At 67.3% G+C, this 26,532-nt stretch carries 25 protein-coding genes and 1 riboswitch; of the genes, 19 read left to right on the top strand and 6 right to left on the bottom strand.

The features are described from left to right. Nucleotides 1-15: 15 nt before the first annotated feature. From AC3B6C_RS19010 to AC3B6C_RS19020, 3 genes are read right to left on the bottom strand one after another with little or no spacing between them, the layout of a single operon-like run. Nucleotides 16-651: a dihydrofolate reductase family protein gene (locus AC3B6C_RS19010; protein WP_014926651.1), complete on the bottom strand. Its 636-nt coding sequence runs from the start codon at nt 649-651 to the stop codon at nt 16-18. Beyond that, nucleotides 648-1,127 carry an SRPBCC domain-containing protein gene (locus tag AC3B6C_RS19015; protein WP_488376307.1) on the bottom strand — a complete coding sequence of 160 codons (480 nt, stop codon included), beginning with the start codon at nt 1,125-1,127 and terminating at the stop codon, nt 648-650. The genes AC3B6C_RS19010 and AC3B6C_RS19015 overlap by 4 nt, the downstream gene beginning before the upstream one ends. Then, nucleotides 1,127-1,471 (bottom strand): ArsR/SmtB family transcription factor, encoded by a 345-nt coding sequence (locus AC3B6C_RS19020; protein WP_488373759.1) that lies wholly within the window; start codon nt 1,469-1,471, stop codon nt 1,127-1,129. Before AC3B6C_RS19020 ends, AC3B6C_RS19015 begins: the two co-directional genes overlap by 1 nt. Before the next feature lie 190 nt (nt 1,472-1,661). On the opposite strand from AC3B6C_RS19020, the gene AC3B6C_RS19025 reads away from it, so the two are divergent. The 19 genes from AC3B6C_RS19025 to ppc all read left to right on the top strand — a co-directional run bounded on the left by AC3B6C_RS19025 (nt 1,662) and on the right by ppc (nt 23,228). Beyond that, complete coding sequence (locus AC3B6C_RS19025; protein ID WP_488376308.1) at nt 1,662-2,921, top strand: DUF222 domain-containing protein; 1,260 nt, start codon at nt 1,662-1,664, stop codon at nt 2,919-2,921. A gap of 97 nt (nt 2,922-3,018) precedes the next feature. Beyond that, nucleotides 3,019-3,327, top strand: coding sequence for a hypothetical protein (locus tag AC3B6C_RS19030; protein ID WP_488373760.1), 309 nt, complete (start codon nt 3,019-3,021; stop codon nt 3,325-3,327). Then, on the top strand, nt 3,327-5,861 hold the full coding sequence (locus AC3B6C_RS19035) for a TPR repeat domain-containing protein (protein WP_488373761.1): 2,535 nt from the start codon (nt 3,327-3,329) through the stop codon (nt 5,859-5,861). Before AC3B6C_RS19030 ends, AC3B6C_RS19035 begins: the two co-directional genes overlap by 1 nt. Nucleotides 5,862-5,893: 32 nt before the next feature. After that, on the top strand, nt 5,894-6,625 hold the full coding sequence (locus AC3B6C_RS19040) for a hypothetical protein (RefSeq protein ID WP_488373762.1): 732 nt from the start codon (nt 5,894-5,896) through the stop codon (nt 6,623-6,625). A 53-nt stretch (nt 6,626-6,678) separates the two neighbouring features. Then, the gene (gene rpe / locus AC3B6C_RS19045) at nt 6,679-7,383 is read left to right on the top strand and encodes a ribulose-phosphate 3-epimerase (RefSeq protein WP_488373763.1); all 705 of its coding nucleotides are present in this window, start codon (nt 6,679-6,681) and stop codon (nt 7,381-7,383) included. Between the two features lie 4 nt (nt 7,384-7,387). After that, on the top strand, nt 7,388-8,413 hold the full coding sequence (ribD, locus tag AC3B6C_RS19050) for a bifunctional diaminohydroxyphosphoribosylaminopyrimidine deaminase/5-amino-6-(5-phosphoribosylamino)uracil reductase RibD (RefSeq protein WP_488373764.1): 1,026 nt from the start codon (nt 7,388-7,390) through the stop codon (nt 8,411-8,413). Between the two features lie 82 nt (nt 8,414-8,495). After that, a riboswitch (FMN riboswitch) is annotated at nt 8,496-8,652 on the top strand. A 44-nt stretch (nt 8,653-8,696) separates the two neighbouring features. Then, on the top strand, nt 8,697-9,335 hold the full coding sequence (locus AC3B6C_RS19055) for a riboflavin synthase (RefSeq protein ID WP_488373765.1): 639 nt from the start codon (nt 8,697-8,699) through the stop codon (nt 9,333-9,335). 20 nt (nt 9,336-9,355) lie between these two features. Beyond that, nucleotides 9,356-10,678: a bifunctional 3,4-dihydroxy-2-butanone-4-phosphate synthase/GTP cyclohydrolase II gene (locus AC3B6C_RS19060; protein WP_010840993.1), complete on the top strand. Its 1,323-nt coding sequence runs from the start codon at nt 9,356-9,358 to the stop codon at nt 10,676-10,678. Beyond that, nucleotides 10,675-11,187, top strand: coding sequence for a 6,7-dimethyl-8-ribityllumazine synthase (gene ribH, locus AC3B6C_RS19065; protein ID WP_010840994.1), 513 nt, complete (start codon nt 10,675-10,677; stop codon nt 11,185-11,187). The genes AC3B6C_RS19060 and ribH overlap by 4 nt, the downstream gene beginning before the upstream one ends. Then, nucleotides 11,184-11,678, top strand: a complete 495-nt coding sequence (locus tag AC3B6C_RS19070) for a PH domain-containing protein (protein ID WP_010840995.1) — start codon at nt 11,184-11,186, stop codon at nt 11,676-11,678. The genes ribH and AC3B6C_RS19070 overlap by 4 nt, the downstream gene beginning before the upstream one ends. Nucleotides 11,679-11,688: 10 nt before the next feature. Next, a complete protein-coding gene (gene uvrC, locus AC3B6C_RS19075; protein WP_488373766.1) occupies nt 11,689-13,740 on the top strand; it encodes an excinuclease ABC subunit UvrC in 2,052 nt (683 codons plus the stop codon). After that, nucleotides 13,733-14,665 carry an RNase adapter RapZ gene (rapZ, locus tag AC3B6C_RS19080; protein ID WP_488373767.1) on the top strand — a complete coding sequence of 311 codons (933 nt, stop codon included), beginning with the start codon at nt 13,733-13,735 and terminating at the stop codon, nt 14,663-14,665. The genes uvrC and rapZ overlap by 8 nt, the downstream gene beginning before the upstream one ends. Beyond that, entirely contained in the window at nt 14,662-15,687 is a 1,026-nt protein-coding gene (locus tag AC3B6C_RS19085) for a gluconeogenesis factor YvcK family protein (RefSeq protein WP_014926662.1), read from the top strand. The genes rapZ and AC3B6C_RS19085 overlap by 4 nt, the downstream gene beginning before the upstream one ends. Before the next feature lie 70 nt (nt 15,688-15,757). Then, the gene (gene whiA / locus AC3B6C_RS19090; RefSeq protein ID WP_174316851.1) at nt 15,758-16,735 is read left to right on the top strand and encodes a DNA-binding protein WhiA; all 978 of its coding nucleotides are present in this window, start codon (nt 15,758-15,760) and stop codon (nt 16,733-16,735) included. A gap of 192 nt (nt 16,736-16,927) precedes the next feature. Then, entirely contained in the window at nt 16,928-17,947 is a 1,020-nt protein-coding gene (gap, locus tag AC3B6C_RS19095) for a type I glyceraldehyde-3-phosphate dehydrogenase (protein WP_010840999.1), read from the top strand. 33 nt (nt 17,948-17,980) lie between these two features. After that, nucleotides 17,981-19,192, top strand: coding sequence for a phosphoglycerate kinase (locus tag AC3B6C_RS19100; protein ID WP_488373768.1), 1,212 nt, complete (start codon nt 17,981-17,983; stop codon nt 19,190-19,192). 3 nt (nt 19,193-19,195) lie between these two features. Further along, nucleotides 19,196-19,984, top strand: coding sequence for a triose-phosphate isomerase (tpiA, locus tag AC3B6C_RS19105; RefSeq protein ID WP_055474622.1), 789 nt, complete (start codon nt 19,196-19,198; stop codon nt 19,982-19,984). 130 nt (nt 19,985-20,114) lie between these two features. After that, a complete protein-coding gene (secG, locus tag AC3B6C_RS19110) occupies nt 20,115-20,351 on the top strand; it encodes a preprotein translocase subunit SecG (protein ID WP_010841002.1) in 237 nt (78 codons plus the stop codon). 45 nt (nt 20,352-20,396) lie between these two features. After that, a complete protein-coding gene (gene ppc, locus AC3B6C_RS19115) occupies nt 20,397-23,228 on the top strand; it encodes a phosphoenolpyruvate carboxylase (protein WP_488373769.1) in 2,832 nt (943 codons plus the stop codon). A 29-nt stretch (nt 23,229-23,257) separates the two neighbouring features. Here the strand turns inward: ppc and pgl are convergent, their stop codons facing one another. From pgl to zwf, 3 genes are read right to left on the bottom strand one after another with little or no spacing between them, the layout of a single operon-like run. After that, nucleotides 23,258-23,995 (bottom strand): 6-phosphogluconolactonase, encoded by a 738-nt coding sequence (pgl, locus tag AC3B6C_RS19120; RefSeq protein ID WP_010841004.1) that lies wholly within the window; start codon nt 23,993-23,995, stop codon nt 23,258-23,260. Next, nucleotides 23,992-24,924 carry a glucose-6-phosphate dehydrogenase assembly protein OpcA gene (locus AC3B6C_RS19125; RefSeq protein ID WP_010841005.1) on the bottom strand — a complete coding sequence of 311 codons (933 nt, stop codon included), beginning with the start codon at nt 24,922-24,924 and terminating at the stop codon, nt 23,992-23,994. The genes pgl and AC3B6C_RS19125 overlap by 4 nt, the downstream gene beginning before the upstream one ends. Before the next feature lie 49 nt (nt 24,925-24,973). After that, nucleotides 24,974-26,527 (bottom strand): glucose-6-phosphate dehydrogenase, encoded by a 1,554-nt coding sequence (zwf, locus tag AC3B6C_RS19130; RefSeq protein WP_010841006.1) that lies wholly within the window; start codon nt 26,525-26,527, stop codon nt 24,974-24,976. Nucleotides 26,528-26,532: the final 5 nt, after the last annotated feature.

Here is a 26,532-nt window from a genome sequence, read left to right on the forward strand (position 1 = left end):
CCCCCAGCTCGCGGTCTATCGGGTCACGGCGCTCGCTCCTGCGTAGTCCGCGACCGCCGGCGGTCCCACCGCCTCGTACTCGAGAATCATCAGACCTCCGGTCGTGGCGTGGTGTTCGGCCAGTCGGAATCCGGTCCCGACCCTGTTGCGGCCGAACAGCGTTCGCCCGGAGCCCAACAGGGTGGGCGCAACCACGAGGCGCAGGGTGTCCACGACACCCGCCTCGAGAAGCGACGACGCCAGCGTCGCGCTTCCGTGGACCTGCAGCTCACGGTCGGAGTCTGTGCGCAGGTCCCTTATCGCGCCGATCGGGTCGTCGACCAGCAGTGTCGCCGGCTGCCATGCCAGATCAGTCTCGGTGAGTGAGCTGCTCACCACATACTTCGGCAGTCCATTCATCCGCACCGTGAACGGGTCGTCGGGATCGGTGATCGCGGGCCAGTCGCGGGCGAACGCCTCATAGGTGCGCCGTCCGAGAAGTAGCCCGTCGGCGAGATCGAGCCACCGCGACGCCTGGCGGATGAACTGCTCGTCCATGTGAGGCACCAGCCAACCGCCCGCGAGGAATCCGTTCGAGGTGTCCTCGTCGGCGGCACCGGGACCCTGGGTGACCCCGTCGAGTGTGATGAACTGCGTGATGGTGATCTTCATTGTGAGACTTCGCGTTCCACGAGCGCGGCAAGTGCGGCGGTGACCGAACCCCAGCCGTCGTAGAAGCCGAGTTCGTCGTGGCGGTCACGGTCAGACGGACTGCGATGGCGCACCACGACGTTGTACTCGGTTCCGTCCGCATGCTCGGCTAACGTGATCTCTGCGGTCATGGCGACGGGTGCTGGTTCGGCGGGACGCCACGAACTGTCGACGGCATTGGTGAACACCAGACGCTCGCATACGTCCGCAACGAGGAAGACGGCATCCATGTGCGGGACGAAAGTGGTTCCGTCCTCGCTCATCCGGGTCACGAGCGCACCGCCGGGCGCGGGCTCGAGGCGGTCGACACGGGTGACCGTGGGGGCCGGAGTCCACCACTTGGCAAACTGATCGGGTTGAGTCCACGCGTCCCAGATACGTTGTCGCGGAGCGCGGATCACCCGCTGCAGGGTGAGGTCCAGTTCGGGGTCGATCATCATGTCTCCTCGGTGTCGGTGTCGGTGTCGGTGACGAAGTGTTCGAGTCGGTCGGTGCGTTCGGTCCAGACGGTCCGCTGATGGTCCAGCCAGGTGGACAACCGTCGTAGACGACGTCGGTCGAGCGTGCACATACGCGTGCGGCCCACCTTCTTGGTCAGAACCAGCCCGCTGTCCTCCAGTACGCGTAGGTGTTTCATGAAGGACGGCAGAGTGATGGGGAAGGGGTGGGCGAGTTCGCCGACGCTCGCCGGTCCGCGCCCCAGCCGCTCGACGACGGCGCGGCGCGTCGGGTCGGAGAGCGCGCCGAAGATGTCGTCCAAAGGGACCGTACTATGTGCCATATGGCTAAGTGTTGCAGATTCCATCACTGATCTCAATGGCTAAGCATTCAGACGGTCCCGACCCTGTGGAAAGCGCCCGCTGATGTGGCCGAACTTCGGTAGTATCGAACGTATGCACGAGGAGACTTCGAACACAACAGTTCGGCTGGACACGGATCATCTGCGGTCCATCGTGAGGGGGCTCGGCGGGATGCTCACCGGCGCGGACGAGGCCGAGTCGGTGTGTCGGCTCACCCTTCTCGAAGAGATCAAGGCGGCGTGCACCGCGGCTCAGGTGCGGGAGACCGCGAATCTCGATGACCTGCGCGCGGCGGATGAAGCCGCGCGGAACGTCCCGCACCAGCGGCGCGGTCGCGGCCTGGCCGCCGAGGTCGGCCTGGCCCGGAAGGTGTCTCCTCGCAAGGGGAGTCAGTGCCTCGGGTTCGCCCGCGCCCTGGCGTACGAGATGCCGCACACTCTGGCGGCACTCGCCGACGGAGTCCTCACCGAGTGGCGGGCGATGATCCTGGTACGCGAAACCGCCTACCTGATCCGTGAATCGCGCGAAGAGATCGACCGCCGGATGTGTGGTGATACAACGGCATTGACAGGCGTTTCCGATCGCGAGATCGAGGCCCTGGCCAAACGCCACGCCTACGAGCTGGAACCCGAAGCGGTGGCGGCACGTAAGTCGAAGGCCGAGAAGGATCGTCACGTCACCATCCGGCCCGCTCCAGATCTGATAACGCAACTGTCGGCGCTGCTGCCGATGACCGAGGGGATCGCGGTGTACGCCGCGCTGAAGAAGCACGCCGACTCGGTGGTCGGGACAGACAGCCGAAATCACACACAGGTCATGGCTGACACCTTGGTCGAACGTGTCACCGGTCGTTCCGTTGCGGAACCGACGCCGATCGCGGTGAATCTCGTTCTGTCCGAACGGTCTCTGCTCGGCCTGGACGACGCCGCCGCCGAGCTCCAAGGGTACGGACCGATCCCGGCGACCGTTGCGCGGCTTCTGGTCGCCGATTCGGTGACCGCTGCGGGGGAGACCGCATCGACGCTGCGGAAGTTGTACGCAAGACCCTCCGATGGCGCGCTGGTGGCGATGGAGTCACGCGCGCGAGGTTTCCCGCCCGCGCTGGCCCAGTACATCCGGATGCGTGATCAACGGTGCCGAACTCCGTACTGCGGTGCGCCGATCGCCGAGATCGACCACGCCAGACCGCATCGTCGCAACGGCCCGACCAGCGCGGTCAACGCCGACGGAACGTGCGTGATCCACAACCGCGCCAAGGAGGCTCCCGGGTGGTTCTACGACGTCAGAGTCGTAGACGGGGTGCGCGTGATCGACGTGATCACCCCGACCGCGGCCCGACATCGGAGCGTGCCTCCGCCTGCGATCGGACACAAGCCAGCTGCACGGAGTGGTGTCGAGACGCGGCTGATCCAGATACTCGCCGCCTCCTGAGTGTGGATGACCGACGCACGGTGGGGTCGAGTCGTACTAAGTTGTTCGTCGTGGCGGTGTGCCACGTCGAGGATTGCTGCAAACTCGGGGGGTTTGTATGGCTGAGCGCTTTGGTGTCGAGGAACTGGGTGCCATCACCGGCGTCGGAGATGCGCTGGCTCGGTGTTCCTCGGAGACCCGCGCCCTGTGGACCGGGAAGTCCGCTTTCGGCGACGCCTCGAACGCGATGCCGGCCTCGGCCATCGGGGCTGCGTGCGCCGGCAAGGACGAGACCGTCCGGTCGCTGCTCGGCCGGGCGGCCGCGAGGATGGACCAGGTGTCGCAGACCTGCTACCAGGCAGCCGGCGAAGTCGCCGACACGGAGGAGTCGCTCGCCAGCGGTTTCCGCGCGATCAGCGAATTCTGATGTCGCGTCCATCGCGCTCCATCGTCAACGGCTGGGACCTGATGTCTCTCGATGCTGCGGCCAGTGCGCTCGACACGGCGGTGGATGACCTCAGCGGTCTGACCCAACGGATGGCCGAAGCGCCGATGAGAGCCGGCGATTCCAGAGGATGGGTGGGGGCCTCCCAACTCGGGTGTGAGAGCCGCACCGACTCGGATCGAGCCGAGATCAACAAACTGGGGGCCGACCTCACGCACGCCGCCAACGTCTTGCGAAACACGTCGGCCGCGATCAGTCCGAATCGCACCACGGCGCTTGTCCGCGCGCTCGCCCTGGAACGTGACAAGTTCAGCGTTGCCGACGACTGGACGGTGCGCGACACCCGTGACTATGCGGCCGAGCTCAAGGGCGTGGAGGCGGGCAGCGCAACGGAGCGTTCCATACTCGATGCCCAGGCGGCACGCTCCGAGGAGGCCCAGACGGCGACCGTCTCGCTCCAGTCCCTGGCCGACCAGATGGGCGAGGACGATCGTAACGGGGCGCGCGTTCTCGCCACGGCCTTCGGTGATGCAGAGGGCAACGCGCCACTGGCGTCCGGCTACTCACCGGGCCAGGCGAGCCTCGACGTCCAGGCCATCATGAGCGGCACGGCCACCACCGAGCAGAAGGACCGTTTCTCCCACGCCACCAGTCTGACCCCAGAGCAGCGAGCAGCACTCGCCCGCGGTGACTTCGCAGTCATCCCGAAGGAGCAGTTCGACTACCTGAAGGCGATCTACACACCGAGTTGGGGTGGCGGACCTCAAGGGCAGCCGCTGTCCCTCGGCGCCCTGGAGTCGTTCGGCGACAAGTACACCGGCGCAGAGCGAGAGACTTTGAAACAGAGTCTCGCTGACGGTGTGTTCATGCTCGGGAATACTCATCTAGGGACCGAGCAGACCGACTCGAATCCGTTCGCCGAGATCTGGGGGACCAGCACCCCGTTCGTAAGCGGTGGGATGAGTCAACTCCCGGCGCCGATCCGTGACCTTCTCGGCAGCCCGGCAGCATCAAAGGCGAGCATCTCGAACGATCCGTATGGTCAAGACGGCAGCCGGATGATCGACGTCACCCGGCTCGACTCCTTCGAGGACTTCAACAGTCTCATGAGCGTCTTGGAGCATCGATCGGAGGATTCGGGCCTTGCCTCGTACGGTTCTCAGTCTGTCCAACTGGGGAGTGACGTCGACCGGGCTCTCATTGCTCGTGCGAGCGAGATTGCCGCCGGTGACGACGCCGAGCGGTATGTCACAAAGCACAACAGCACCATCCCGCACTCCTCTGTCGAGTCACTGCTGGACAGAATGCTGGGAGTCGCCGGGTCCGACCACATAGCTGTGCACGATGCGGTGGTGACTGGCGGAGACACGGGGGTTGCTCCGCAGTCGCCGATGCCCGTCGTTCACGGCCTGGGCGGCGACGAAAAGCCTTACGACGCATCGGTGGCGATGAAGGACCTCTTCCAGTTCGACTGGACCGACAAGGCGGGACACGAGAACGATGGGATCAACCGCTTGTTCAATTGGATGCCAGAGGTTGCCAGTACCCCGGACGGGGTGTCAGGGGAGCGCATGGCCGACGGGGTCAGATCCGGTCAGATCGCGAGCGAGTTGGCTCGGATCATCGCCGAGAACAAGAGTGACTTCGAAGACATGAACGGCGGGTCCGCCTCGCTTGGCGAGGTCAATCCTGAATTGACAAGGACTCTGGCGCGAACGATCGCACCTTACCTAGCCGAACTCGCCGCGGTAGATCCGATGCTGTTCGATACCCGCGGTGTCACCGCGCTGGAGGAAGCGAATCAGTTCAAGTCGTTGTTCCAGATCCTCGACTCGGACCCTGACGCGGGACGTGTGATGAACACGAACGCACTGTTGCAAGCGACTGTCTTAGAGCAGGTCTTCGGCGCCGATCCAACTCGAACAGATCTCGGTGAGATCGTAGGAAGATTGCACGGAGGTATGACTGCTGGAATGAACTCGATGCTAGATGAAGACATCGCAGACAGGCGTTTTGATGCGGCGCGTGACTATACCCTCCGAGGGGCGACATTCGACACGGTTAAAGCGCTGGGTTCCGCAGTTCCTGGGCTCAGTCCAGTACTCAAATCGATCATTGACATCTCGGCCCCGTCGCTGAAGCTCGGCGAAGTCGGCATGCCGCCTGATCCAGCCGAGGTGTCGGCTGCGACGAAGTTCGACAGTCTTCGGGCCGCCCTCTACGACGGTACTTCACTGGGTTCGGTCTACGGGGAAATGCTGGAGGGAATCCTCAAGAAGGACCCGGATTTCTTTACAGGCGCGGAGATGAGAGCGATCTACGGAGACCAGGTCGATAACCCCGAGTTCGTCTCTAAGGTCCTCCGTGATGGATTGCCTGGTGACACTGATTACGACCTCGTGGAGAAGGTTGTGGCTCGAACTCTGGGAAGCCAGGATAATGATTTCCTGGACGGCTACGAGAACCAGTTGAACCGCTTGAAAGATCCGAATTTCCCTGATGGTGCAAAGTGGTGAATCCAATTTACCGGGTTCTCCGAGGAATGTCGTTGTTGCTTGTCGCGCTGGTATGTGCGAATTGTGGTGGCCCGGGTAATGGCGACACGACATCCGCGACGTCTGGCGCTGATCGTGGTCGCGACCTGCCTCCCGGGTTCGATGTCACCTTCCGATGGACGGCCGACGACCAGTTCGACCCGTTAAGTGCGGAAGGGACATTCGTCCGAGCGTATGTGGAGTCGTTCGTGATTGCGAACAGTGGTCAGTCGATGTCATGGGCCTTTCCCGGGTTCCTTGAAGCCTCCCCGCAAGGCATCGAGAAGGAAGTCCTGGAAGTGTCCAGTGAGGTCGCGACCAACCAATTGATAGGTACGTCTGTATTCAGTGCGCTTAGTCGTAAAAATCGCGGTCAGCTCACCCGAGTGGTGCTGTGCGAATTCGGTTTTAAATCGAGTCTCGACTACACAAGCCATGGAAGCTTCTGGCGTACATATCCGAGATACAGCTGGGCCACGGTCATCGAGTTCACCCGATCGGGCAAGGAGCCGCCCGCCAGGCAACGCGGTGACGCTCGTCGGCCGTCGGACAATGTCTTCGGGGACTGGAAAGTCACGGACTTCGAGTATCTCGCGGTGGGAAAGGAGTACTACCCCGAGATGGAGGGGTGTGACGCAAAACCCCGACCCGCAGGCGTCCCACCCGAAGAAGAGCTTCGCGGGACCGGCCCCACCCCTCGCCCCCCTGAGCCACCCACTCCCGGCTGGCCGGCCAACGGTCTCTGAGACTCCGGAGCGCTTTCGTCCGTACCGGAACCCGCGTCCTACACTTGTCGACCATGTGCACCGCCGGTTCCGCGCCCATGATCGCCCCGTCCATCCTGTCCGCGGACTTCGCGAATCTCGCGGCCGAGGCCGCTGCCGTGGCGCGGCCGGGCGAGACCCGGGCCGACTGGTTGCACGTCGACGTCATGGACGCACACTTCGTGCCGAACCTGACCCTGGGACTACCGATCGTCGAGAGCCTGCTGAAGGCCACCGACATCCCGCTCGACTGCCACCTGATGATCGAGAACCCGGAGCGGTGGGCGCCGCCGTACGCCGAGGCGGGGGCACACAATGTCACGTTCCACGCCGAGGCCACCGAGAACCCGGTCGGCGTCGCCCGTGACATCCGCGCCGCCGGGGCCAAGGCGGGGCTGTCGATCAAGCCGGGTACCGCGCTCGAGCCGTATCTGGAGATCCTGCGCGACTTCGACACCCTGCTGATCATGAGCGTCGAGCCGGGCTTCGGAGGTCAGAAGTTCATCCCGGAGGTTCTCGAAAAGGCCCGCGCCATCCGGAAGTTCATCGATTCCGAGGAGCTGAGGCTTCTCGTCGAGATCGACGGCGGCATCAACGCCGACACGATCGAGGAGGCCGCGGAGGCCGGGATCGACTGCTTCGTCGCCGGTTCGGCCGTCTACGGCGCCGACGATCCCGGACAGGCCGTCGCCGCACTCCGTGAGTCGGCCGCCACCGCACGGGCGCAGAGCCAGGCCTGACCCGATGGACATCGCCGGTGCCATGGAACGCGCGATCAGCGCGTCCCGGGAGGCGATGGGGGTCAGCTCACCGAATCCGCCGGTCGGCGCTGTCATCCTCGCCGCCGACGGCACCCTAGCCGGCATCGGCGCGACCCAACCGCCCGGCGGACCGCACGCGGAGATCATGGCCCTGCGAGCCGCGGGCGACGCCGCGCGCGGCGGCACCGCGGTCGTCACCCTCGAACCGTGCAACCACACCGGCCGGACCGGCCCGTGCGCGCAGGCACTCGTCGAGGCGGGTGTCGCCGAAGTCCACTACGCGGTGAGTGACCCGAACCCGGTCGCCGCCGGCGGCGCCGACACGCTTCGGGCCGCCGGGGTGCGCGTCACCGGGGGAGTCGCGGCCGACGACGTCGAGAACGGCCCGCTCCGCCCGTGGCTCACCCGGCAGCGTCTCGGGCGGCCGCACGTCACCGCGAAGATCGCCGCCGGAGTCGACGGCCGGATCGCCGCGCCCGACGGCACCAGCCAGTGGATCACCGGCCCGCAGGCCCGCGACCACGCGCACTCGCAGCGCGCTCGCATCGACGCCATCGTCGTCGGCACCGGTACCGCGCTGGCCGACAATCCCACTCTCACCGCGCGCACGGCCGACGGCACGTTGCGCACGCACCAGCCCGCCCGCGTCGTCCTCGGTCACCGCGACCTTCCGGCCGACGCCCGTCTCCGGGATCCGGCGGGCGGCCCGCTGATCCGGGTCGAATCCCACGACCCCGCCGACGTGCTCGCCGCACTGCCGGACGCATTGTGGGTGCTGGTCGAGGGCGGACCGCACATCCTGGGGGCCTTCTTCGGGGCCGGACTCGTCGACGAGGTGCACGCCTACGTCGCCCCGCTGGTGCTGGGCGCCGGACGCGGCTCGGTGGAGATCCCGGGCGTGACCACCCTCACCGACGGCCTGCGGTTCCGCACGACGTCGGTGACGCGGCTCGGGGACGACGTCCTCCTGACTCTGTCGCGACCCTCGACCACCTCGCGTGAACGGTGAGCGGCACGACATGCCCGCGGCGCCTTTCGCTCACCGGAATCGCAATGCGACTGACATCTCGGACCGTGCTAGCGTCGATGTCACCAGTTCTCGGGGCGGGGTGAAACTCCCCACCGGCGGTGATGAGGGTGCGGTGGATCCGCATCGTCCAGCCCGCGAGCGCCTGCCACCAGGTAGGGACAGCAGATTCGGTGCGAATCCGAAGCCGACGGTCACAGTCCGGATGCGAGAGAACAGGCGACACGAGGCCGCCCTGTCTGCTCCGAGCGAGCAGGAGGAGTGCGTGTTCACCGGAATCGTGGAAGAACTCGGCGTCATCGCCGACCGCGAGGATCTCTCCGACGCCGCCCGGTTCACCGTTCGCGGGCCCGTGGTCACCGCCGACGCCGGTCACGGCGACTCGATCGCCGTCAACGGCGTGTGTCTGACCGTCGTCGACCTCCGCCCAGGTGAGTTCACCGTCGATGTGATGGGCGAGACGCTGCGCCGGAGTTCGCTGTCCGACCTGGGTGCCGGGAGCACCGTCAATCTCGAGCGCGCCATGCCCGCGAGTGGTCGTTTCGGCGGCCACATCGTGCAGGGACACGTCGACGGCACCGGGACGATCGCCGCGGTCAACCCGTCGGAGAACTGGACGGTCGTACGGATCGCGGTTCCCGCGAAGCTCACGCGCTACCTCGTCGAGAAGGGATCGATCACCGTCGACGGGGTGTCGCTCACCGTGTCGGCCGTCGGCGGGGCCGGCGACGACTCCTGGTTCGAGATCTCCCTGATCCCGACGACACTCAACGAGACCAACCTCGGCGCCGCCCGACCCGGCACCGTGGTCAACCTCGAGGTCGATGTCATCGCCAAGTACGTCGAGCGCCTCCACCTGGGTTCGGACACGACTGGTACTCCTGATGTTGCGGGGGCGAAATGAGCACAACGAGTGAGGTTCTGATGAGCGAGTCGTCGCGAGACGGTGAAGACGTGACCGCAGCCGAGGGCACCGGAGTCGCGTTCGACACGATCGAACGCGCCATCGCCGACATCGCGGCGGGCAAGGCCGTCGTCGTGGTCGACGACGAGGACCGCGAGAACGAGGGCGACCTGATCTTCGCGGCGGAGAAGGCGACCCCCGAACTGGTGGCGTTCATGGTGCGCTACACCTCCGGATACCTGTGTGTCCCGCTCGACGGCGACGCGTGCGACCGGCTCGGTCTGCCCCCGATGTACTCGATGAACCAGGACAAACACGGCACGGCCTACACCGTGACCGTCGACGCCCGCGAAGGCATCGGCACCGGTATCAGTGCCGCCGACCGTGCGACGACGATGCGCCTGCTGGCCGATCCCGACGCCGCGGCGGCCGACTTCACCCGACCCGGCCACGTGGTTCCGCTGCGTGCGAAGGAAGGCGGCGTACTTCGCCGCCCGGGTCACACCGAAGCCGCGGTCGACCTCGCCCGCCTGGCCGACCTCTCGCCGGCCGGGGTGATCTGCGAGATCGTGAGCCAGAAGGACGTCGGCTCGATGGCGCAGACCGACGAACTGCGGGTGTTCGCCGACGAACACGACCTCGCCCTGATCTCGATCGCCGACCTGATCGCCTGGCGCCGCCGCCACGAGAAGCACGTGGTCCGCGTCGCCGACGCCCGGATCCCCACCCGCCACGGCGATTTCCGCGCTGTCGGGTACTCCAGCGTCTACGACGACGTCGAGCATGTCGCGCTCGTCAAGGGTGACATCACCGGCGAAGCCGACGGTCACGATGTTCTCGTGCGCGTGCATTCGGAGTGCTTGACCGGCGACGTGTTCGGTTCACTCCGCTGCGATTGCGGGCCCCAGCTCGACGCGGCGATGGAGATGGTGGCCGACGAGGGCCGGGGCATCATCCTGTACATGCGCGGTCACGAGGGCCGTGGCATCGGGTTGTTGCACAAGCTGCAGGCCTATCAGCTGCAGGATGCGGGGTCCGACACCGTCGACGCCAACCTCGAGCTCGGCCTGCCCGCCGACTCGCGGGACTACGGACTCGGCGCACAGATCCTGGTCGACCTCGGGGTGCGGTCCATGCGCCTGCTGACCAACAATCCGGCGAAGCGCGTCGGCCTCGACGGGTACGGTCTGCACATCGTCGACCGGGTCCCGATGCCGGTGCGCGCCAACGCCGAGAACCTGCGCTACCTGCGTACCAAGCGCGATCGGATGGGCCACGACCTCGTCGGGCTCGACGATCACGCCCAGCCCACCGACGGCGCGTCCGAAGGAGCACCCGCATGAGCGGCCACGGAGAGCCGACCCTCGAACTCGCCGATGCCGGCACGCTGCGTCTGGCCATCGTGTCGTCGCAATGGCATGAGACCGTCTGCGGTGCACTCCTCGACGGTGCCATCCGGGCCGCACGCGACAACGGCGTGACCGAACCGACGATCGTGCAGGTCGCCGGCGCGATCGAGCTGCCCGTCATCGTGCAGGCGCTGGCCCGCACCCACGACGCGGTGGTGGCGCTTGGCGTCGTGATCAAGGGTGAGACACCGCATTTCGAGTACGTGTGCGACGCGGTGACCGCCGGACTCACGCGGGTGTCCCTCGACGAGTCGACACCGGTGGGCAACGGGGTGCTCACCGTGCTCACCGAGGACCAGGCGATCGCCCGTGCCGGGCTCCCGGGTTCGACGGAGGACAAGGGCGCACAGGCCACCGTCGCCGCGCTGGCGTCGGCGCTGACCCTGCGCGCGCTGCAGCGCGGCGAGACCCTCCCGGTGGCGGTCGGAGGAGCGTCGGCGTGAGTTCTGCGGACTCCCACCCGGCCGGCACCGACGCGGCCGGGTGGGACCTGGTGTACCGGCCCCGCAACCTGCCGCGATGGGCGATCGTGACAGCCGCGGTGGTGCTCGCGATCCACATCACGTTCGGCCTGCTGTTGACCATCGACGACGTCGGCGTCCGCAATCTGGGCGGCTCCGACCAGGTCGCGATCATCCTCATCGGCGTCCTGATCTCGGCGGCCATCCTGCTGTTCACCCGCCCGCGCCTGCGTGTCGGCGCCGCCGGGGTCGAGGTCCGCAACCTGGTCTCGGTGCGACTCTTCGAGTGGGACCGTGTTCTCGGTCTCACCTACCCGGAGAAGGGTTTCGGGGCGTGGCTGTTGTTCCCGGCCGACGAACACATCACCGTCCTGGCTGTTCAGGCCGGCGACGGCCAGCGCGCCATCGACGCGATGGGCCGGTTCCGCGAGCTGGAGGAGCGCTACCGCGGGACTGTCCGGCCCGGCCACTAGCCTGGAACACGTGGCCGACCCGACTACCTACCGCCCCGCGCCGGGGTCCATCCCGACCGATCCCGGGGTGTACAAATTCCGCGACGAGCATCGTCGCGTCATCTACGTGGGCAAGGCCAAGAATCTCCGGTCGAGGCTGACGTCGTACTTCGCCGACATCACCTCCCTGCATCCGCGCACCCGCCAGATGGTGACCACCGCCGCGTCGGTCGAATGGACCGTCGTCGGCACCGAGGTGGAGGCGCTGCAGCTCGAATACAACTGGATCAAGGAGTTCGACCCGCGCTTCAACGTCCGCTATCGCGACGACAAGAGCTACCCGATGCTCGCGGTCACGCTCAACGAGGAGTATCCCCGGCTGTTCGTCTACCGGGGCCCGCGCCGGCGCGGCGTGCGCTACTTCGGCCCGTACGCGCACGCCTGGGCGATCCGCGAGACGGTCGACCTGCTCACCCGGGTCTTCCCGGCCCGGACCTGCTCGGCCGGTGTGTTCAAACGGCATCGCCAGATCGACCGGCCGTGCCTGCTCGGTTACATCGACAAGTGTTCGGCCCCCTGTGTGGGGCGGGTGGACGCCGAGGAGCACCGGGAGATCGTCGAGGACTTCTGCGACTTCCTCGCCGGCCGCACCGACCTGATGATCCGCAGGATGGAACGGGACATGACCGTCGCCGCCGAGGAACTCGATTTCGAGCGCGCCGCACGGCTGCGCGATGACATCGGCGCGATGCGACGCGCGATGGAGAAGCAGGCGGTCGTGCTCGGCGACGGCACCACCGCCGACGTGATCGCCCTCGCCGGCGACCAGCTCGAGGTGTCGGTCCAGGTCTTCCACGTCCGCGACGGGCGGGTACGCGGTCAGCGCGGATGGGTCGTCGAGCGCAGCGACAACGGAACCGACGGCGATGTGGTGGGGGAGTTCGTCACCCAGTTCTACGGCGCCCAGGTCGATTTCGACGCCACGGTCGACGTCGGGACCGACCGGGCACACGGGGAGTCCATACCGCGCGAGGTGCTGGTCCCGGAGTTGCCCTCCGACGCCGAGGAACTCGAGGAGTGGCTGTCCGGTCTCCGGGGAAGCCGCGTGCGGCTGCGGGTTCCCCAGCGCGGCGACAAGAAGGCGTTGTTCGAGACCGTCGCCCGTAACGCGTCCGAAGCCCTTGCGCAGCACAAGCTCCGGCGCGCCGGCGACCTCACGACCCGTTCGGCGGCCCTCACCGAGCTGCAGGAGTCGCTGCTGCTCGATCAGGCACCGCTGCGCATCGAATGCGTGGACATCTCGCATGTCCAGGGCACCGACGTGGTCGCCTCGCTCGTCGTCTTCGAAGACGGCCTGCCGCGCAAGTCCGACTACCGGCACTACTCGATCCGCCATGCCGCCGGCGAGGGTCACTCCGATGACGTCGCGTCCATCGCCGAGGTCACGCGACGGCGGTTCCTGCGGCACCGTACCGACCGTGACGCACCGCCACCGGTGTCCGGGGAGATCAGCGCCGCCGCCGACACGCCGGCACAGCCGCGGAAGTTCGCCTACCCGCCGAACCTGTTCGTCGTCGACGGTGGTGCGCCGCAGGTCCACGCCGCGGCCGCGGTACTCGACGAGCTCGGCATCACCGACGTCTCGGTGATCGGGCTGGCCAAACGCCTCGAGGAGGTGTGGGTCCCCGGCGACGACGACCCGATGATCCTGCCGCGCAACAGCCAGGCCCTGTTCCTGCTGCAGCGAGTGCGTGACGAAGCCCATCGCTTCGCCATCACGTTCCACCGCAGCAAGCGCAGCAAGCGCATGACCGAGTCGGTGCTCGACGGCGTTCCCGGTCTGGGCCGAACCCGCCGCACCGCGCTGGTGACCCACTTCGGCTCGGTCGCACGCCTGCGTGAGGCATCCTTGGACGAGATATCCCAGGTACACGGAATCGGCCTCACCACGGCGCGCGCGGTCAAGTCCGCGCTCTCCGACGAGGCGCCGGTGCCGGAGCAGACCCCGACCCCGGCCCCGGCGGAGGCCGAGAAGGAGATGACGGTGGCAACCGGTGACGCGGGACGAGGTGTCGATGAGTGACCACACCGAAGCGGAGAGCACGGTGACCGCGGAGCAGACCGGGACCGACTTCACCGTGCTGTTCGTGACGGGGATGTCCGGCGCGGGACGATCCACCGCGGCGAACGTGCTCGAGGACGACGGCTGGTACGTCGCCGACAACGTGCCGCCCTCACTGATCTCGACGATGGTCGGGATGGTGCGGGAGGACGATCCCTCGATCACGCGGCTCGCCATGGTGCTGCGCGCCTCCGACGACAACCTCGCCCACCAACTCGAGCAACTGCGGGACCGTCTCGAACAGTCCGGGATCCGCACCCGACTGCTGTATCTCGATGCCAGCGATCAGGTGCTGGTGCGCCGGTTCGAACAGGTTCGCCGCCGTCACCCGTTGCAGGGCAAGGAGACCCTCGTCGAGGGGATCGCCCGCGAGCGCGCGATCCTGGCCCCGATCAAGAACGTCGCCGACCTGGTGGTGGAGACCTCGGCGCTGACCGCGGCGAAGCTGCGCGCGATCGTCGAAGGCGTCGCGCCCGGCGACACCGAGCCCCGCCTGTCGATCGTGGTGCAGTCGTTCGGCTTCAAATACGGGCTGCCCATCGACTCCGATCTCGTCGCCGATGTCCGGTTCCTGCCCAACCCGCACTGGATCGACGAGCTGCGCGACCACAACGGCCGGGAGGCGCCGGTTCGCGACTACGTGCTCGGTCAGCCGGACGCCAACGGGTTCCTCGACCTCTACACCGGACTGGTCTCGATCGTCGGTCGCGGATATCTGCGAGAAGGCAAGCGCTACATGACGATCAGCGTCGGATGCACCGGTGGCAAGCACCGCAGTGTGGCCATCGCCGAGGAGTTGTCGGCTCGTCTGCGCCGCGCCGTCGACGACGCCGGGCTCGCGTCCTACGACGTACGGGTCATGCACCGCGACCTGGGGCGCGAATGAGTTCCGCCGAGCCGCGGATCGTCGCCCTCGGCGGCGGACACGGCCTCTACGCGACGCTGACCGCGATGCGCTACCTCAGTGCCGACATCACCGCGGTGGTCACCGTCGCCGACGACGGGGGATCGTCGGGGCGACTGCGTGCCGAACTCGGACTCATCCCACCCGGTGACCTGCGAATGGCGCTCGCCGCGTTGATGAGTACCCCCGAGGGGCTCGAGGATGGACAGCCCGCCGATCCGGTCGTCCGCCGCCGCCACGAACTGTGGGCCGAGGTCCTCCAGCACCGATTCGGCGGCCGCGGGGCCCTGGCCGGACATCCCATCGGCAACCTGCTCCTCGCCGGACTCACCGAGGTGCTCGGCGACACGGTCGGGGCGCTCGCGGAGTTGCGGGCGATCTTCGGCATCACGGGACACGTGCTGCCCATGTCGACCGTGCCGCTCGACATCGAGGCCGACGTCTCGGGACTCGAGGCCGATCCGCGCATCAGCCGTGAGATCCGCGGGCAGGTCGCGGTCGCCACCACCCCCGGCAAGGTGCGTCGTGTACGGCTGCTGCCGGACGATCCGCCGGCCTGCGAATCGGCCCTCGCGGCAATCGAATCGGCCGATCTGGTGATGTTGGGGCCGGGCTCGTGGTTCTCGAGCGTGATCCCGCACGTCCTGGTGCCCGAGCAGCTGAAGGCCTTGCAGCGCAGCCGTGCTCGCAAGGTGCTGGTGGTCAACCTGGCTCCCGAGCCGGGGGAGACCCCGGGGTTCTCGGTCGAGCGACACCTCCACGTGCTGCACGCCCACGCGAACACGTTCCGCGTCGACCACGTCCTCGTGGATGCGTCGTCGGTCCCGGCCGGGCGTGAACGTGATCACCTCGAGCGTGCGGCCGGATTGTTCGGTGCGGAGCTGAATGTCGGGGACGTCGCGGTGCCCGGCCGTCAGGTCCATGACCCGGCGAAAGTCGCCGCCGTGGTGAACGAACTGTGCGAAGGTGAATTGACCCGTTACTCTGGCCGAGCGGACGCCTGACCCGGGCGATGTTCCGCGACTTTCTCGAGGGACGTGTGGTCTGTTGACAGGAGGACAGGTACCGGTGGCGATGACGGCGGCGGTGAAGGACGAACTCAGTCGCCTGTCGGTGACTCAGGTGAGTTGTCGGAGAGCCGAGGTGTCGGCGTTGCTGCGTTTCGCCGGCGGCCTGCACATCGTCGCGGGTCGCGTGGTGGTCGAGGCCGAGGTCGACATGGGCAACGTGGCGCGTCGCTTGCGCCGCGAGATCCACGACCTCTACGGCTATGCCTCGGATGTCCACGTCCTGCGCGGCGGCGGACTGCGGAAATCGGCGCGCTACATCGTGCGGATCACCAAGGACGGCGAAGGCCTGGCACGGCAGACCGGATTGCTCGACCTGCGCGGCCGGCCGGTGCGCGGACTGCCCGCACAGGTCGTCGGCGGCAGCGTCGCCGACGCCGAGGCCGCCTGGCGCGGAGCGTTTCTCGCGCACGGCTCGCTCACCGAACCCGGTCGGTCGTCGGCTCTGGAGGTCAGCTGCCCCGGACCGGAGGCGGCACTCGCCCTGGTCGGCGCGGCACGGAGGCTCGGTGTCACGGCCAAGGCGCGCGAGGTCCGCGGCGCCGACCGGGTCGTCATCCGCGACGGCGAGGCCATCGGCGCGTTGCTGACCCGCATGGGTGCCCACGACACGAGGCTCGTCTGGGAAGAACGCCGTATGCGGCGGGAGGTCCGCGCCACCGCGAACCGCCTCGCCAACTTCGACGACGCGAACCTGCGTCGATCGGCGCGCGCGGCCGTCGCGGCCGCGGCCCGGGTGGAACGCGCGCTGGACATCCTCGGCGACGAGGTGCCCGACCATCTCATCGCGGCTGGGCAGCTTCGCATCACGCACCGGCAGGCGTCTCTCGAGGAGCTCGGTCAGCTCGCCGACCCGCCGATGACCAAGGACGCCGTCGCCGGACGAATCCGCCGGCTGCTGTCGATGGCCGACAAGAAGGCCCGCCAGGACGGGATCCCCGACACCGAGTCCGCGGTCACCTCCGAGCTGCTCGACGAGGCCTGAGACCCGCGCCGGAGCACCACCGGCGTGCGTGACCCGGACCTGCGGTGTGCCGAGCGCAGGGTCGCCTACTAGGCTGGTGGCGACGTGCGCGGAGGCGTGACCACTCAGGTGTGCTCTCGCTGACCGCGCACGCGCGGCCAGACAGGGCTTGACCACCAGGCCCGACCATGAATACCGCTAAGGAGCACAACTGTGACTGTTCGGGTAGGCGTCAACGGATTCGGCCGGATCGGCCGCAACTTCTTCCGCGCCGTCGAAGCGCAAAAAGCTTTGGGCACCACCGACATCGAGATCGTCGCGGTCAACGACCTGACCGACAACGCGACCCTCGCGCACCTGCTGAAGTTCGACTCCATCCTCGGTCGCCTCTCCGACGACGTCTCCCTCGAGGGCGACGACACCATCGTCGTCGGCGAGCAGAAGATCAAGGCCCTCGAGGTCAAGGAAGGCCCGGCCGCGATCCCGTGGGGCGACCTGGGCGTCGACGTTGTCGTCGAGTCGACCGGTATCTTCACCGCGCGCGCCAAGGCGCAGGGACACCTCGATGCCGGCGCCAAGAAGGTCATCATCTCCGCCCCGGCGTCGGATGAGGACATCACGATCGTGATGGGCGTCAACGACGACAAGTACGACGGCAGCCAGAACATCATCTCCAACGCCTCGTGCACCACCAACTGCCTCGGCCCGCTGGCGAAGGTCCTCAACGACGAGTTCGGCATCGTCAAGGGCCTCATGACTACGATCCACGCCTACACCCAGGACCAGAACCTGCAGGACGGCCCGCACAAGGACCTGCGTCGCGCGCGCGCCGCGGCCATCAACATCGTGCCGACCTCGACCGGTGCCGCCAAGGCCATCGGCCTGGTCCTCCCGGAACTGAAGGGCAAGCTCGACGGCTACGCGCTGCGTGTCCCGATCCCCACCGGTTCGGTCACCGACCTCACCGCACAGCTGTCGAAGACCGCCACCGCCGACGAGATCAACGCGGCGCTCAAGGCAGCTGCCGACGGTCCGCTCAAGGGCATCCTCAAGTACTACGACGCGCCGATCGTCTCGTCCGACATCGTCACCGACCCGCACAGCTCGCTGTTCGACGCCGGCCTGACCAAGGTGATCGACGACCAGGCCAAGGTCGTTTCCTGGTACGACAACGAGTGGGGCTACTCCAACCGACTCGTCGACCTCATCGGTCTCGTCGGCAAGTCGCTCTGATCCACCCCCAACGACTTTAGGAGTCAACGCCTCATGGGTGTTCCCACTCTGAAAGACCTTCTGGAGGAAGGTGTTTCGGGCAGGGGTGTGCTGGTCCGGTCGGATTTCAACGTCCCGCTCGACGGGTCGACGATCACCGATCCGGGTCGCATCCTCGCGTCCCTGCCGACGCTCAACGCGCTCATCGACGCCGGTGCGAAGGTGATCATCACCGCGCACCTGGGTCGTCCGAAGGGCGAGCCGGACCCGGAGTTCTCGCTGGCCCCGGTCGCCGCCCGGCTCGGCGAGGAACTCGGCCGCAACGTGCAGCTCGCCGGTGACGTCGTCGGAACCGACGCGCTGGCACGCGCGGAAGGGCTCACCGACGGCGACGTCCTGCTGCTGGAGAACATCCGCTTCGATCCGCGGGAGACCTCCAAGGACGAAGCCGAACGCGAGGCGCTCGCCAAGGCGCTCGTCGAGCTCGTCGGCGACGACGGCGCGTTCGTCTCCGACGGTTTCGGAGTGGTGCACCGCAAGCAGGCCTCGGTCTACGACGTCGCCAAGCTGCTCCCGCACTACGCGGGTGAGCTCGTCGCCGCCGAGGTCGAGGTGCTGTCGAAGCTCACCGACGAGGTCACGCGTCCCTACGCCGTCGTCCTCGGCGGCTCGAAGGTCTCGGACAAGCTCGGCGTCATCGAGGCCTTGGCACCCAAGGTCGACACCCTGGTCATCGGCGGCGGGATGGCGTTCACGTTCCTTGCCGCGCAGGGGTATTCGGTCGGCACCTCGCTCCTGCAGGAAGACCAGATCGATGTCTGCAAGAGCCTGCTCGAGCGGTTCGGCGACGTCATCCACCTGCCCGTCGACGTCGTGGTGGCCGACAAGTTCGCCGCCGACGCCGAGTCGGACACGGTGGCCTCCGACGCGATTCCGGACGGCTGGATGGGACTCGACATCGGGCCGGAGTCGGTGAAGCGGTTCGCCGCGGTGCTGTCCGGCGCCAAGACCATCTTCTGGAACGGTCCGTCGGGGGTGTTCGAGTTCGAGAAGTTCTCGTCGGGCACCCGCGGTGTCGCCGAGGCCATCGCCGGCGCGACCGGGAACGGCGCGTTCACCGTGGTCGGTGGCGGCGACTCGGCCGCCGCGGTGCGCACGCTCGGCCTGCCCGACTCCGACTTCTCGCACATCTCCACCGGAGGTGGCGCGTCGCTGGAGTACCTCGAGGGCAAGGAACTGCCCGGTCTCAAGGTCCTGGAGAGCTGAACCATGGCACAGCGTAAGCCGCTCATCGCGGGCAACTGGAAGATGAACCTGAACCATCTCGAGGCGATCGCGCTGGTGCAGAAGATCGCGTTCGCGCTGCCGGCGAAGTACTTCGACAAGGTCGACGTCACGGTGATCCCGCCGTTCACCGACATCCGCAGCGTGCAGACCGTCGTCGACGGGGACAAGCTGCTGCTCACCTACGGTGCGCAGGATCTGTCCGCACACGACTCGGGTGCCTATACGGGCGAGATCAGCGGCGCGTTCCTCGCGAAGCTCGGCTGCACGTTCGTGGTCGTCGGGCACTCCGAGCGGCGCACGCTGCACGGTGAGACCGACGAGGTCGTGCTCGCGAAGACCAAGGCCGCCCTCAAGCACGAGCTCACGCCGATCGTGTGCATCGGCGAGGGTCTCGACGTCCGCGAGGCCGGCGAGCACGTGGCGTACAACGTCGCGCAGCTCAAGGGCTCGCTCGCCGGTCTGTCCGCCGCCGAGATCGCCAAGACCGTCATCGCCTACGAGCCGGTCTGGGCGATCGGCACCGGCCGGGTGGCCGGCGCGGACGACGCCCAAGAGGTGTGCAAGGCCATCCGCGATGCCCTGGTGGACATCGCCGACGCCGACACCGCGGCATCGGTGCGGATCCTCTACGGCGGATCGGTCAACGCCAAGAATGTCGGCGACCTGGTCGGACGACCGGACGTCGACGGCGCGCTGGTGGGCGGGGCCTCGCTGAAGTCCGACGAGTTCGCGACGCTGTCGGCGATCGCCGCGGGTGGCCCCTTGCCCTGACGGGTCATACCCACGCGTACACTGTGGCAGGTTGGCCTCGAGTCGATGCGATTCACGTCGTCTCGATCGGGGGCCGGCCTGCCACAGCTGTATGTAAAGGCTTTACGGAAGGGCGTTTCGACTCGTGACTGTGCAAGGTGCACTCGACATCGGATTGATCGTGACCAGCGTGTTGCTGATCGTGCTCATCCTGCTGCACCGCGGCAAGGGTGGCGGTCTGTCGTCGCTGTTCGGCGGCGGTGTCCAGTCCAGCCTGTCGGGCTCGAGCGTCGTCGAACGCAACCTCGACCGGCTGACCATCTTCGTCGGCCTGATCTGGGTGATCTTCATCGTCGGCGTCGGCGTCGACATCAAACTGTCCGGATAGCATCTCGGGATGCCGCTCCCGGGTGATGCCGGGATACTTGTCGGCATGAGTGAAACCGTCCCCACACGGGGAGTCCCGGACTGGCGCCCGTCCATCTCGATCGTCGACCACATCGTCGTCGACGACGAGGGCCGTGCGCTCACCGAACCTTTGCGCGAGGACATCCGCCTGCTCGGCGGAATCCTCGGTGACGTCGTCCGAGAGCACTCCGGCGCCGACGTGTTCGATCTCGTCGAAGCCGCCCGCGTTGCCGCGTTCCGCGTGCGCCGCAACGAGATCGACCGGAACGAACTCGCGGACATGTTCGTCGATCTGGACATCTCCACCGCCGTCCCGGTCATTCGGGCCTTCAGCCATTTCGCCCTGATGGCCAATCTGGCCGAGGACATCCACCGCGAGCGGCGTCGGGCCATCCACGTCCGGGCCGGAGACCCGCCGCAGGACAGCAGTCTCGCCGCCACCTACCGCAAACTCGCCGCCGCGGGCCTGGGCGACGAGGAGGTCGGCCGGACCCTCGCCGACGCCGCGGTGGTCCCGGTCATCACCGCGCACCCCACCGAGACCCGCCGCCGCACCGTCTTCGAGGCCCAGAACCGCATCACCGAGCTCATGCGGTTCCGCGGCCGCACCGAGCTGACACCGGACGAGGACGCAGAGGTCACCGAGGCCATCCGACGTCAGATCCTGACGCTGTGGCAGACCGCTCTCATCCGACTCGAACGCCTCACCATCCAGGACGAGATCCGTTCCGGGCTGCGGTATTACGATGCGTCGTTCTTCGAGGTCGTGCCGGCCATCAACACCGCGGTGCGTGCCGCGCTGCGCGCGACGTACCCCGATGCGGGACTCGCCGACGAGCCGATGATCCAGATGGGGTCGTGGATCGGCGGCGACCGCGACGGCAACCCGTTCGTGAATTCCGAGGTCGTGACCCTGGCCACGACCCTCGCCGCGCAGACCGCCGTCGGACATCATCTGTCCGAGCTCGAGAGCCTGGCTCAGGAACTGAGCATGTCGGCGCGACTGATCGATGCCAGCGACACCCTGTTCGACCTCGCCGGCGCGTCGGCCGATGATCCGGGCGCCGACGAACCCTTCCGGCTCGCCCTGCGCGCCATCCGCTCCCGTCTGCTGGCGACCGCTCGGGACATGTTCGACGACGACTTCCTCACCTCGAGCGAGGAGTCCCTGATCGACGGCAGGCAACCGTACGGCCATGCGGCCGAGCTTCTCGCCGATCTCGACGTGATCGACGGTGCGCTCCGCGCCAACAACGACGACTCGATCGCCGACGATCGGCTGCTCGCCTTGCGGGAAGCGGTGCGCACGTTCGGTTTCCACCTGTCCGGACTGGACATGCGGCAGAACTCCGACATGCATGAGGAAGTTGTCGCCGAACTCCTGGCGTGGGCGGGGGTGCATCCGGATTACGCGTCGCTCGAGGAGTCCGAGCGGGTGAGGATCCTGTCGGCCGAGCTGAGTGCGCGTCGTCCGCTGACCAGCCCCGACGCCGAACTCAGCGAACTCGCGACCAAGGAACTCGGGATCGTCCGGGCAGCCGCCAGGGCTGTGGCCACCTTCGGACCGGCAGCCGTACCGAACTACATCATCAGCATGTGCACCTCGGTGAGTGACATGCTCGAGGCACTGATCCTGCTCAAAGAGGCCGGACTCTACGACCCGGATGGCGGTACGCCTCGCTGTACGGTCCGGGTGGTTCCGCTGTTCGAGACCATCGAGGATCTCCAGCAGGGTGCACAAACGCTGCTCGCAGTCCTCGACGTCCCGTTCTACCGCGCGATGGTCCAGTCCCAGAACGGGATTCAGGAGATCATGCTCGGCTACTCCGATTCCAACAAGGACGGCGGCTACATGGCCGCGAACTGGGCACTCTATCGAGCCGAGCTCGACCTGGTCGACGCGGCGGCGCGGTCGGGGATCCGGCTGCGCCTGTTCCACGGACGCGGCGGCACCGTCGGACGTGGCGGCGGTCCCAGCTACGACGCCATCCTGGCCCAGCCTCCGGGCGCGGTCCAGGGTTCGCTGCGCATCACCGAGCAGGGCGAGATCATCGCCGCGAAGTACGCCGAACCGGTCACGGCTCGTCGCAATCTCGAGACGCTGCTCGCCGCGACCATCGAGTCCTCACTCCTGGACGTGGAGGGTCTCGGTGACGAATCCGATTCCGCCTACGAGATCATGGACGACATCGCAGCAAAGGCCAGAGCCGCCTACAGCCGCCTGGTCCACGAGACACCGGGGTTCGTCGAGTACTTCACCACCTCGACACCGCTGTCGGAGATCGGGGCCCTCAACATCGGCAGCCGCCCCGCGTCGCGCAAGCAGACCGAGAAGATCTCCGACCTCCGTGCGATCCCATGGGTGCTCTCGTGGACCCAGTCACGGGTGATGCTGCCCGGCTGGTACGGCACGGGGTCGGCGTTCGAGGAGTGGGTCGGTGACGACCCGGACCGCCTCGAGACACTGCGCCGGTACTACGCGAAGTGGCCGTTCTTCCGCACCGTCATGTCGAACATGGCCCAGGTGCTGGCGAAATCCGACATGGGGCTGGCTCACCGGTACGCGCAGCTCGTTCCCGACGAGGAGTTGCGCGACAGGGTGTTCGGCATGATCGTCGACGAACACGAACGGACCATCGCGATGTGCGCGAAGATCACCGGCACCGACGACCTGCTCCACGACAACGCCGCACTCAAGCGGTCGGTCTACAACCGGTTCCCGTACCTCGAACCGCTGAACCTGCTACAGGTCGAGCTTCTCCGCCGTTTCCGGGCCGGGGAGGACACCCCCATCGTGCGACGCGGGATCCAGCTCACCATGAACGGTCTCGCTACCGCGCTGCGCAATTCGGGCTGATCACAAGGCAGATGGGGCCAGTCGGCCGATCACTTGAGGTCGGCGGCGGCCGCGTCATCGAGGAACCAGATCGTCTCCTCGGTGCCGCGGGCGCCGGCGGCGGGCCAGTCGGCCGGATCCGCGCCGCGGTGGGCGGCACCGACCGCCTCGGACTTGTCGGCCCCGGCGACCAGGAACCACACCTGTCGCGAGCGGTTCACCACGGGCAGGGTCAGCGTGATCCGGCGCGGTGGTGGTTTCGGCGAATCCTCGACGGCGACAACCGACTTGGTGGTCTCCGCAGTTGCCGCGGTGTGCGGGAACAGGGAATTGACGTGCCCCTCACCACCCATGCCGAGCAGGTGGAGATCGAAGTCCGGGGCCACACCGTCACTCGACCGGCCGGCGAGGATCGCGGCATAATCGGCTGCCGCCGCCTCGATGTCGTCACCGAGCGGACCGTCCGACGGCGCCATCGGGAACACCCGCGACGGGTCGACGGGAACCTTGTCGAGCAGCGCCTCACGTGCCTGACCGGAGTTGCGCTCCGGGTCGTCGGCGGGGACGAATCGGTCGTCGCCCCAGTAGATGTCGACCTTCGACCAGTCGATGGTGCCACTGTCCGCCGCGAGCGCCGAGAGGAGTCCGATCCCGTTGCTGCCGCCCGTCAGCACCACGCTGGCGACACCGCGTTCGGCCTGGGCGCGGGTGACGAGGTCCACGAAACGGGTGGCTGCGGTCTCGACCAGTTCCTGCTTGGAGTCGAAGACAAGGGTCTCGGTGGTCATCGGGCGGCAACTCCTTCGGCGTCGTCTGCGAACTCGACCTCGGGCACTCCCTTGAGTGCTTCGACGTACACCTCGTCGGTGTCGAGTCGTCGTAACTCCTCGGCGATACAGGCGGGCAGTTCGCGCCGGCCCATCGCGACGCGCCCGTCGGGTTTACCCGGCATCGAGAGCACCGCGTTGTTCTCTTCGTCCACGGCGAGGATGGTCGGGCCGTCGTCGCGGAACAGGCGGATCTCGAAACTCCCACGCCGCCGCCGGGTCGGCACGCGCAGGGTGGATCGTAGCCACCCGGCGAGCAGATCGACCGATGGCGAGTTCTGCGCTCCCGTCACCTGGACCTCGGTGACCGGGGTGTGCGGCGGACGATCGAATGCGGAGGCGAGGATCGCGCGCCAGTGCGTGACGTGGGTCCAGGCGAGGTCGGTGTCGCCGGGGGAGTAGGTCTCGAGGCGCTGCGCGAGCACGGCGAGCGAGTCGTCGGCCTTGCTCGCGTCGACGATGCGCCGATGTCCGAGCCTGCCGAGTGGATCGTCGGCGGGACGCACCGGGCCCTTGCCCGGCCACCAGGTGACGACCGGGGTGTCGGGCAGGAGGAACGGAGTCACGACACTGTGGGGATGGTCGGCCAGTTCGCCCTGCAGCGACAGCACCACCACCTCCGAGGCGCCGGCGTCGCCGCCCACGCGGATCTGCGCGTCGAGCCGTGAGTCACCCTCGCGCACACCCCGATACACGACGATGACGCGGCTGGGATGCTCGCGACTGGCGCCGACCGCCGCCTCGATGGCGCCTTCCATCGGTTCGCCCAGTTCGACGCACACGACGAGCGTGAGGACGCGTCCGAGACTGAGCGCACCACCCGCGGCACGCACCTCGATGATCTTCTTCGCGACCTTTCCGGTCGACGTGTCGGGCAGTTCGACGATCATCGGGTGGCCTCCTGAACGGAACGGTCGGTGAGGACGTGCGGGCTTCTCGTCACGGCCGGCGCCACGCGCGACCGGTGCGGGCCATCATCTCCTCGGCCGACGGCGGACCCCACGTGCCGGACTCGTAGGTGTCGGGGGACCCCGACGCGGCCCAGTGTTCGAGCACCGGATCGAGGATGCGCCACGACAACTCGACTTCCTCGTTGACGGGGAACAGCGAGGGTTCACCCAGCAGGACGTCGAGGATCAACCGCTCGTAGGCCTCCGGCGAGGCCTCGGTGAAGGCGGTGCCGTAGCTGAAGTCCATGTTGACGTCCCGGACCTCCATGCTCGACCCGGGGACCTTCGAGCCGAAGCGCAGGGTGATGCCCTCGTCCGGCTGGACCCGGATGACGAGCGCGTTCTGGCTGAGCTCCTCGGTCATCGTCTGATCGAAGGGCAGGTGTGGTGCGCGTTTGAACACGAGCGCGATCTCGGTGACCCGTCGGCCCAGACGCTTACCGGTACGGAGGTAGAACGGCACACCGGCCCAGCGTCGGGAGTCGACCTCGAGTGCGATCGCGGCGAAGGTCTCCGTCGTCGAGTCCTTCGCGAAGCCGTCTTCCTCTTTGAGGCCCGGGACCTTCTCGCTGCCCTGCCAACCGGGTCCGTACTGACCGCGGGCGGTGTTCTCGTCGATCGGCAGGACGTTGCGGGTCGCGGCCAGGACCTTGATCTTCTCGGCCTGTAATTGCTTGGGCTCGAAGGAGATCGGCTCCTCCATCGCGACCAGGGCCATGAGCTGCATGAGGTGGTTCTGGATGACGTCGCGCGCCGCGCCGATGCCGTCGTAGTAACCCGCCCGACCGCCGAGACCGATGTCCTCGGCCATGGTGATCTGGACGTGGTCGACGTAATGCGAACTCCAGAGCGGGTCGAAGAGCTGATTGGCGAACCGCAGGGCCAGGATGTTCTGGACGGTCTCCTTGCCGAGGTAGTGATCGATGCGGAACACCGACGACTCCGGGAAGACGTTGTTGACGATCGCGTTCAGCTCGCGGGCGGACTCGAGGTCGTGACCGAACGGCTTCTCGATCACCACCCGGCGCCAGCTGTCGCCCGTCGGGGCGGCGAGTCCGCTGCGTTCGAGCTGCTCGCAGACCGTGGGGAACGCCTTCGGTGGGATCGACAGGTAGAAGGCGTGATTGCCGTCGGTCCCGCGTTCGACGTCGAGTGATTTGAGGGTGTCGCGCAGCCGGTCGAAGGCGGCGTCGTCGTCGAAGGCGCCCTGCACGAAGCGGAATCCCTCGGCGAGGCGTTCCCACACCTCTTCGCGGAATCCGGTCCGTGCGTGCTCGCGGACGGCGTCGTGGACGATGGCGCCGAAGTCCTCGTCGGTCCAGTCGCGACGGGCGAACCCGACGAGAGCGAACGAGGGTGGCAGGAGGCCGCGGTTGGCCAGGTCGTAGACCGCCGGCATCAATTTCTTGCGTGCCAGGTCACCGGTCACCCCGAAGATGACCAGGCTGCATGGTCCCGCGATGCGTGGCAGCCGTTTGTCCTGTGGGTCACGGAGCGGATTGGTCCACGAACCGGACCCGACCGACTGCTCGCCTCCGGCCACCTGCG

Source organism: Gordonia sp. 11cp (genome assembly GCF_057767225.1).